Origin of the sequence: Reyranella sp. (genome assembly GCF_050185545.1) — a bacterium.
GTDB lineage: Bacteria > Pseudomonadota > Alphaproteobacteria > Reyranellales > Reyranellaceae > Reyranella.
In genome coordinates, this window is record NZ_JBFWZI010000045.1 from 1 (window position 1) to 8,752 (window position 8,752).

The 8,752-nt window shown below is 66.7% G+C and carries 9 protein-coding genes; 2 read left to right on the forward strand and 7 right to left on the reverse strand.

Annotated elements, in window-relative coordinates; genetic code table 11:
* Window positions 1-164 precede the first annotated feature (164 nt).
* The 5 genes from AB7O82_RS14720 to AB7O82_RS14740 all read right to left on the reverse strand — a co-directional run bounded on the left by AB7O82_RS14720 (window position 165) and on the right by AB7O82_RS14740 (window position 6,194).
* Window positions 165-941 (reverse strand): ABC transporter permease, encoded by a 777-nt coding sequence (locus tag AB7O82_RS14720; RefSeq protein WP_428619663.1) that lies wholly within the window; start codon window positions 939-941, stop codon window positions 165-167.
* The gene (locus AB7O82_RS14725) at window positions 938-1,723 is read right to left on the reverse strand and encodes an ABC transporter ATP-binding protein (RefSeq protein ID WP_428619665.1); all 786 of its coding nucleotides are present in this window, start codon (window positions 1,721-1,723) and stop codon (window positions 938-940) included. The genes AB7O82_RS14720 and AB7O82_RS14725 overlap by 4 nt, the downstream gene beginning before the upstream one ends.
* A 245-nt stretch (window positions 1,724-1,968) precedes the next feature.
* Window positions 1,969-2,982: an ABC transporter substrate-binding protein gene (locus AB7O82_RS14730; protein ID WP_428619667.1), complete on the reverse strand. Its 1,014-nt coding sequence runs from the start codon at window positions 2,980-2,982 to the stop codon at window positions 1,969-1,971.
* A 72-nt stretch (window positions 2,983-3,054) separates the two neighbouring features.
* Entirely contained in the window at window positions 3,055-4,815 is a 1,761-nt protein-coding gene (locus AB7O82_RS14735; RefSeq protein ID WP_428555249.1) for a glucan ABC transporter ATP-binding protein/ permease, read from the reverse strand.
* Between the two features lie 203 nt (window positions 4,816-5,018).
* Window positions 5,019-6,194: a M20 aminoacylase family protein gene (locus AB7O82_RS14740; RefSeq protein ID WP_428555246.1), complete on the reverse strand. Its 1,176-nt coding sequence runs from the start codon at window positions 6,192-6,194 to the stop codon at window positions 5,019-5,021.
* A gap of 47 nt (window positions 6,195-6,241) precedes the next feature.
* Between AB7O82_RS14740 and AB7O82_RS14745 the strand changes: the two genes are divergently transcribed.
* The gene (locus AB7O82_RS14745; RefSeq protein WP_428619668.1) at window positions 6,242-7,195 is read left to right on the forward strand and encodes a threonine dehydratase; all 954 of its coding nucleotides are present in this window, start codon (window positions 6,242-6,244) and stop codon (window positions 7,193-7,195) included.
* Here the strand turns inward: AB7O82_RS14745 and AB7O82_RS14750 are convergent.
* On the reverse strand, window positions 7,171-7,704 hold the full coding sequence (locus AB7O82_RS14750; protein WP_428619694.1) for a GNAT family N-acetyltransferase: 534 nt from the start codon (window positions 7,702-7,704) through the stop codon (window positions 7,171-7,173). The genes AB7O82_RS14745 and AB7O82_RS14750 overlap by 25 nt on opposite strands.
* Window positions 7,701-8,315, reverse strand: a complete 615-nt coding sequence (locus AB7O82_RS14755; RefSeq protein ID WP_428619670.1) for a hypothetical protein — start codon at window positions 8,313-8,315, stop codon at window positions 7,701-7,703. The genes AB7O82_RS14750 and AB7O82_RS14755 overlap by 4 nt, the downstream gene beginning before the upstream one ends.
* Here AB7O82_RS14755 and AB7O82_RS14760 point away from each other — a divergent pair.
* Window positions 8,298-8,752, forward strand: a 455-nt coding sequence (locus AB7O82_RS14760) for a hypothetical protein (RefSeq protein WP_428619672.1), incomplete at its 3' end; no start/stop codon positions are given. The genes AB7O82_RS14755 and AB7O82_RS14760 overlap by 18 nt on opposite strands.

Sequence of the window (8,752 nt, forward strand, 5' to 3'; positions counted from 1 at the left end):
CCGCCTGCAGGCCTGGAAGGAGGCCGCCAGGCGCGACGACGTCGGCTCGCTGCTGCTGAGCGGCGTCACGATCGACTCGCTGCGCGTGGTGGCCGAGGCGGTGCTGTAGGCGAAGGATGCGCTCTTCACTCTCCTCCCCAGCGAAGCTGGGGAGGAGATGAGCCTCAGCTCACCAGCTCGCCGCGGAAGGCCCAGCGGGTCATGCGTTTCTCGACCAGGGCGCACACGGCGTACATCAGCACACCCATGATGGCGATGGCGAACAGTCCGGCGAAGGTCGTCGGCGCATCGTTGCGGGCGCTGGCCGACAGCATGAGGAAGCCGATGCCGTTGTTGCCACCCACAGTCTCGGAAATGACCGAGCCGATGAAGGCCAGGGTGATTGCCACCTTGAGGCTGGCGAACAGGTAGGGCATGGCGCGTGGGATGCCGACCTTGGTCAGGATCTCGAGGCGGGTGGCGCCCAGGCTGCGCAGGACGTCGCGCATCTCCGGCTCGATGGTGGCGAGGCCCGTCGCCACATTGACCACGATCGGGAAGAAACTGATCACGAACGCGGTGATGACGGCGGGCAGTGAGCCGACGCCAACCCAGATCATCAGGATCGGCACCAGCGCCACCTTGGGAATGGCGTTGAAGGCGATCAGCAGCGGATAGAGGCCGGAATAGACGAACGGTGACGCCCCGACCGCCAGCCCCAGCATGAGCCCGCCGGCGATCGCCAGCAGGAAGCCGACGACGGTGGTCCACAGCGTGTCCCAGCAATAGGCCATCAGAATGCCGAAGCGCTGGTAGAACACGACGAAAATCTTGCTCGGCCTGGGCAGGATGATCTCGGGGACCTCGAAGACAATGCAGGCGAGCTCCCAGATCACCAGCAGGCCGAGCGTGACCAGCCACGGCATGGCGATGCGCAGCGCCTCGCGCCGCAGATCGGTCACGGTGCATGCTCCTGGTGAATGCGATCACGCAGCTCGTGGACCAGGTCGACGAAGTGCGGCTCGAAGGTGGTCGCCAGCGTGCGCGGCCGCGGGATGTCGATCTTCCTGGAGAGCACGATGCGGCCCGGCCGGCGGCTCATGACGTAGACCGTATCGGCGAGATAGACGGCCTCGCGCAGATCGTGCGTCACCAGCACGCCCGTGAACTTCTTCTCGAGCCACAAGGCTTGCATGACGCCCCACAGCTCCTCCCGGGTGAAGGCATCGAGCGCGCCGAACGGCTCGTCGAGCATCAGCAGGCCGGGCTCGTGGATCAGCGCCCGGCACAGGTTCGAGCGCTGCTGCATGCCGCCGGAGAGCTGCCAGGGGTACTTCTCGGCAAAATCGGCGAGGCCAACGATGCGCAGCAGCGCCATGGCGCGCTCCTCGTATTCGGCGCGATGACTGCGGAACCGACGCTTGTGCGGCTCGACCACCTCGAGCGGCAGCAGGATATTGCGCATGGTGGTGCGCCAGGGCATCAGCGTCGGGTTCTGGAACGCCATGCCGACGCCCTTGACCGGCCCGGCCACCTTCTCGCCCGCCACCCGGACCTCGCCGCCCGTCGCGGGCAGCAGGCCGGTGACGAGCTTCATGATGGTCGACTTGCCGCAGCCCGACGGGCCGACCACGGCGATGAACTCGCCCTGGTCGATTCCGAGCGTCGCGTCGGCCAGCGCCAGCGTCGTCTCCTTGCCCAGGCGATAGGTGAGACTGACGCCCTTCAGCTCGACGAACGGCATCAGGGGGCCCTTACCATCTTCGTGACATTCGTACCTTCCACCCGCGCCTCGGTGTGGTGGTACCCCGTCTATTGGGGCTGTGGGAACTTGGTTCTACTGGACCGGGGGCGTCTCGCCCGCTATTGCGAGGCGCGGGCGAGACGCCCGCGGTCCATTTGAGTCATGACCCTTCGGTCGCCGTATGATGGCGACACCTCCCCGGCGGGGCCGGAGGAGAACTCGAATGTGCCGACCCTCACGCCTTCCTACTTCGCGATCATCCGATCGGCTTTCGGCGGCAGGTACTTGTTGGTGAACACCTTGTCGGGAGCCGGGGCGGCCGGCAGGCCGAACGCCTCGGAGACCAGCTTGACCGAACGGGCGAAGCGCGCCGGGTCGACGTCGCCCATGCCGTTGGCCTTGACGTAGGGCGTCAGGATGTTGGTCTGCAGCGAGATCTGCAGCCGCTCGGTCTCCAGCGCCTCGTTGATCAGGGGATCGCGCTTCTTGGCGGCGGCGATGCCGAGCTTGTTGTCGGCGATCACGTCCTTCCAGCCCTTGAGCGTGGCGGCGATGAAGCCCTTCACCGCCTTCTCGTCCTTGGCCATGTCGGGCGAGATCACGATGCCATTGCCGTAGACGTCCATGCCGAAATCGACGTAGCGCATGGCGACGATGTCGTCGAACTTCACGCCGCGCGCCTTGAGGTCGAGCATCGACGAGAAGTAGTGGCCGGAGATGAAGTCGACCGTGCCCTGCACCAAGCTCTGCTCGCGCAGCTGCGGCGTCAGGTTGACGTGCTCCCATTTGGAGATGCCGTTGATCTTGGCGAAGGCCGGGAACAGGCGGAAGCTGGCATCGAACACCGGCGCGCCGAGCTTCTTCCCCTCGAGACCTTTCGGCCCCTTGATGCCGCTCTTCTTCAGGGCATAGACGCCGAACGGCGCGAAATCGTACGCCATGAAGACACACAGCACTTCCTTGCCGGGGTTCTTGGCGTTGTACTCGATGGTCGCGTTCACGTCGGCGAAGCCGATCTGGTAGGCGCCGGTGGCGACGCGCTGCACGGCGCCGGCCGAGCCCTGGCCGGGGTCCATGGTGACGTCGAGCCCCTCGGCCTTGTAGTAGCCCTTCTCCAGGGCCACGAGGAACGGCGAGGTCGGCCCCTGGAACACCCAGTCGAGCGTGAACTTGATCGGCGTCTGCGCCGCGGCCGGCAGGCTCAGCGCCAGCACCGCGGCGGCCGCCGCCGTGCCCAGCCAGTTGGCGATTCTGCTCATCTTCATCATCCCTCGTGAAGTTCCCCCGAGCGGCGACTATTAGGCGGGCCGACCGCGCCCGCCAAGGGGATATCAGGCAGATTCTATGCCAGCCTGCTGGGTGGCAACGAGCCGGGCGAAGGTGCCGTTGCGGGCGATCAGGTCGCGGTAGCTGCCCTGCTCGGCGATCCGCCCGTGCTCCAGCACCACGATCAGGTCGGCGTCGCGGATGGTCGACAGGCGATGGGCGATAATGAAGGTCGTACGGCCCTGCATCAACGTCTTGAGCGCCTTCTGGATGCGCGCCTCGGTCACCGAATCGAGCGCGCTGGTGGCCTCGTCGAGGATCAGGATCGGCGGGTCCTTGAGCAGGGCGCGGGCGATCGCCAGCCGCTGGCGCTCGCCGCCCGACAGGGTGGTGCCGCGCTCGCCCACCATGGTCTCGTAACCCTGCGGCTGGCGCATGATGAAGTCGTGCGCCTCGGCCAGCCGCGCCGCCTCCTCGAGCTCGGCCTGGGTGGCGTCAGGCTTGCCGATGAGCAGATTGTCGGCGATCGAGCGGTAGAACATCGTGCTGTCCTGGAACACCACCCCGATATTGCGGCGCAACGATTCGAGCTTGATGTCGCGATGGTCGACGCCGTCGACCCGGATGACGCCGGACTGGGCGTCCCACATACGATGGAGCAGCGACAGCGCCGTGCTCTTGCCGGCCCCCGTCGGCCCGACGAACGCCACCGTCGTCCCGGCCGGCACGTCGAGCGAGAAATGCACCAGGGCCGGCCGCTTGCCATCGTAGGAGAAGTTGATGTCCTCGAACGCGACGTTGCCCTTGGCGCGGCCGATGTCGATGCCGCGCGGGTTGTCCGGGACGGTCGATTGCGAATCGATGACGCGGAAGAAATCGGCCAGCGCCGGCATCTGGAAGAAGATGCGGCTGACGAAGCCCGAGGCCTGGTCCATACGGCTGATCAGCAGGGTTGCGAAGCCCATGAAGCTTACGATCTCGCCGACACTCGCCTCGCCGCGGACATAGAGCCAGGTGCCGAGCACGAAGATCAGGATCACCGTGACAGTCGAGGCGACGCGCGTCAGGACCGAGAGCAATGCCCACCAGTTCAGCACCGGAAACTGCGCTGCAAGGGTCTCGCGGATGATGCGGTTCATCTCGCCGGTCTCGGCGGCGAGCCGGACGAAGCTCTGGATGAGATGGATATTGCCCAGCGCATCACCGGCGCGGCTGGCGAGCTCACTGTGGTAATTCTCGACAGCCTCCTGCAGGCGGTCGGTCTTGCTCACCACCCAGGCGTTGGCCGCGGCGAAGAACAGGATCAGCACGATCAGCAGCGAGCCGAGACGCCAGTTCATGAACAGGCTGAGCGGCAGCAGGACGAACAGGGCGACGAAGGTGGCGAGGTTCTCGCGGAAGAACGACAGCCAGATGCCGAACAGATGGTCGACGCCGGTCAGCATCACCTTGAGCAGCCGGCCGGAGTGCTGGCCGTGGTGGAAGGCGAAGGGCAGCACCAGCACGTGCTCGAAGAAGGTCGCCATGGCGCCCAGCCGCCGGCGATGTGCCATGCGGTCGGCCTGCAGCGACACCACGATGTTGGCGACGATGCCGCCCAGCCCGACGGCTGCCCACACCACGAGGAGCTGGCGGGCATCGTCCCACAGCTGGTCGGCGGTCTTGTCGCGGGCCGTGCTCAGGAGGTCGACGACCTTGCCGAACAGCACTGGCTCGTAGAACTGCAGGCCGGCCACGGCGACGTTGGCGAACGCCAGGGCAATCGCCAGCCCGCGTTCGGCCCGGAGGAGCCCGATGACCCGGCTGTAGACGCGGAAGAATTCCATGGGATCAGGCCGTCATGTTCTTCCGGACCGCGGGCGTCCCGCCCGCTCATGATCATGATTCATGATCATGTCTTCCGGACTGCGAGCGTCCCGCTCGCTCATACTCAGGATGATGATCATGAGCGGGCGAGACGCCCGCGGTCCAAAAGGAGCATGAGCGGGCGGGACGCCCGCGGTCCGGAAGAACATGACCTGACGCCTGGTCACGCCGGCCGTTCCTCGAGGAAGCGCTCGGCGGTGCGCACGAAGAAGCTGACGCCGAACGGGATGGCGAGGTCGTTGAAGTCGTAGCGCGCGTTGTGCAGTCCGGCCGCCTCCGGCCCGCCGCCGTTGCCGAGCCACACCATGGCGCCCGGCACACGCTCCAGCATGTAGGAGAAATCCTCCGAACCCATGCTCGGGCGCGTGTTGCCCGCCACCGCATGCTCGCCGCACACGCCGGCCGCAACGTCGATGGCGAAGCGCGCCTGCTCGGCATTGTTGATGGTCGGCGGATAGCCCGGCTTGTGCTCGATCTCGATCTTGACGCGGTGCATCTGCTCGGCGCCCCGGCAGATCTCCTCGATGCGCCGCTGCACCAGCGCGCGGTTCTCCGGCGTCGTCGTGCGGGTCGTGCCGCCGATATGGACGTCGCCCGGAATCACGTTATAGGCCGAGCCGGCCTTGAAGAAGCCCACCGTGACGACGGTCGCATCGATCGGGTCGATATTGCGGCTGACGATGGTTTGCAGCGCCAGCACGATGTTGGCGCCGACCACCATCGGATCGGCGGTGAGATGGGGATGGGCGGCATGGCCGCCCTTGCCGGTAATGCGAATGTCCCAGCGATCGGCCGCGGCCAGCAGCGGGCCGCTCCGGGTGACGATGTGGCCGAGCGGGACCCCGGGCTTGTTGTGGATGGCGAACACGGCATCGCACGGAAACTTCTCGAACAGCCCGTCGGCGATCATCTCGCGCGCCCCGCCGCCGCCTTCCTCGGCGGGCTGGAAGATGAAGTGCACGGCGCCCTCGAACGCGCGGGTTTCGCTCAGCACCTTGGCCGCGCCGAGCAGCATGGCGGTATGGCCATCATGGCCGCAGGCATGCATGCGGCCGGGATTGCGCGAGCGGTGCTCGAACGCGTTGGCCTCCTCCATCGGCAGGCAGTCCATGTCGGCGCGCAGGCCGATCGCCTTCGGCGAGTTGCCCTTGCGCAGGGTGCCGACCAGCCCGGTCCGGCCGAGGCCGCGCGTCACCTCGAGCCCCCACTCCTGGAGCTTGGCGGCGACGATGTCGGAGGTCCTCGTCTCCTCGTAGGCGAGCTCGGGATGGGCGTGGATGTCGCGGCGGATGGCGGCAATCTCGCCCTGGATCTCGAGGGAACGCGGCAAAACGGGCATCGGGAACTCCGGTTGGAACTCGACGTATCCTAGCCCAAAGTGACGCCATGTTGTCTCTAGCCGAAATCGAGCGCGCCGCCGCAATCGTCTACGCTGCCATGCCGCCCACTGCGCAATATGCCTGGCCACTGCTGGCGCGGCGCACCGGTTGCGAGACCTGGGTGAAGCACGAAAATCACACGCCGATCGGCGCCTTCAAGGTGCGCGGCGGGCTGGTCTACATGGACCGGCTGCGACGCGAGGCGCCGGGGTCGAAAGGCGTGATCAGCGCCACGCGCGGCAATCACGGCCAGAGCATCGCGCTCGCGGCGGCCCGCGTCGGCATTCCCGCCACCATCGTGGTGCCGCTCGGCAATTCGGTCGAGAAGAATGCCGCCATGCGCGCCTTCGGCGCCGAGCTGGTCGAGGCCGGCCATGATTTCGATGCCGCCCGCGACGTCGCCGTCCGGCTGGCCGCCGAGCGCGGCCTCGACGTGGTGCCATCGTTCCATCGCGACCTGGTGTGCGGCGTGGCGACCTACGCCCACGAACTGTTCCGCACCGCGCCGCCGCTCGACACGGTCTATGTGCCGATCGGCCTCGGCTCGGGCATCTGCGGCACCATCGCCATGCGCGATGTGCTCAGCCCAGCGACCAGGGTGGTCGGCGTGGTCTCGACCGAGGCGCCGGCCTATGCGCTGTCGTTCGCGGCCGGCAAGATCGTGCCGACCAACAGCGCCGACACCATGGCCGACGGCATGGCCGTGCGCGGCCCGAACGAGGAGGCGCTGGCGGAGATCCTGAAGGGCGCCGACCGCATCGTTCAGGTGAGCGACGCCGAGATCGCTGCGGCGATGCGCGCCTACTTCGAGGATACCCACCAGCTCACCGAGGGCGCCGGCGCGGCGGCGCTGGCCGCCCTGATGCAGGAGCGCGAGCACATGAAGGGCAAGCGGGTGGCGCTTGTCCTGAGCGGCGGCAACATCGACCGTCCGCTCTACCGCTCCGTGCTGGCGGGCTGACCAGACCTGTCGCGCAGGCGTCCTCGAACGAAGCGTCCCAACCCGAGCTTGAAACGGACTCGTTCGGCCGCGGCCCTGGCGTGCAGGAAGGCAAACAGTGGCCAGCCGCGGACGCCCGTCAGGACCTGGACCGACACGATGTCCCGCTGCCGCTTCGCCCAGACTAACTTGAAGGATTGGTCGCCCAGCCGGAAATCGAAGTCGAGCCCGCGTTCCAGGGCCCAGCACAGGCATTCTTCGTTGACGATGTTGCCGACCGAAAAGCGACTGTAACGGTCGTCGTAGGTCGCGATGAGGGATTCGACGCGCGTGCCATCGACGCTGTTGAGCTGCGCCGCAACGGGGACGCCATCGAGCGCGAGAACGAACAGGCTGACGCGGCCGAGCGGCAGCGGACTCGAGGCGAGCTCGACCAGGAACTCGCGATAGTCAGAGCGCCGCAGCCATTCGTTCTCAAGATTGCGTCGCCCGAGCCAGCGCCTCTTGTGGTCGAAAATCCAGTCGATCAGCTCTGCCGCCTGCTATTGCCGAGCTCCGAGAATCCTACGGTGCCGTGGTCGGCGAGTCGGCGCCGCTTTGCGCCGCAGCTCGGCACGGTGCTGCGCGCTGACCGACGACAGTAGCTTTTCCAGTCCGGATAGTCGCCGTGCGCAACCCAGATGGCGCGGGACGTCGCAGTCGCAATGCGCTGTAGGTGCTCCCGCTGGAGCAGCACATCCAAGGGCGAGCCTGTGGGCAGAAAGGGCAGCATGACGATGTCGGCGTGGCGAACGGCCGCCTGCCAAAGTGCCGACAACCAGGCGTCGCAATCCGCTCCCGGCTCGACGAGCGGCACGCAATATTCGGTTGCTTCCGAGCCGAGCGGTCGGACGATCCGGGCGCCCAGCTCGCGATAGGTGATCAGCGGCCAAACCGCAACCAGCTGCCCCGCGGAGCGCAAGGCAACGCCCGCCAGCTTGCGGCGGCGCGGCTGGGCGATCATCTCCCAGGCGACCTCGGCCCATCGATGTGTCTGCGACAGCAGATAACCCGGGCAGCGCCGTGCCAAGGCTTTCCACTCATCCGCAAGGACCGTCAGGTCGCTTGCCGAGCGAATCGACAGATGCTCCAACGCAACCACGATCGACCACCGTCAGCGCCGCTTGAACAGAAATCCGCCACCCGGCGTGGATTCCGGCGCACCCTTGTAGGGCACGACACCCCACGACATCATCTCGCGCTCGAGAGCAAAACCACAGCCCTTGAAATGCGCGACCAGCTCGTCGCGATTGAGGACATGCGAGTAGAAGTCGCCCCGGTAGCCTTGGTTGCGGAGGCGCTGAACGACCACGTAGCTCGGGACGCGGCGAACGATCGGCTGGCAATTAATGAGCAGCCAGGTACCGGCTGCCTCAGCCAGCCGGGTGGCGATCGCCTTCCAATCCTCGACCTAGTGCATCGCCCCGTTGGCCATGACGACATCGTAGGAGCGTGTGAAGCAGGCATCGTCGGAGGACACGAACACAACGCCGGGTTGAGTTCGGCGGCTAGACGGCAGTTCGTCTCCATTTCCTTGAC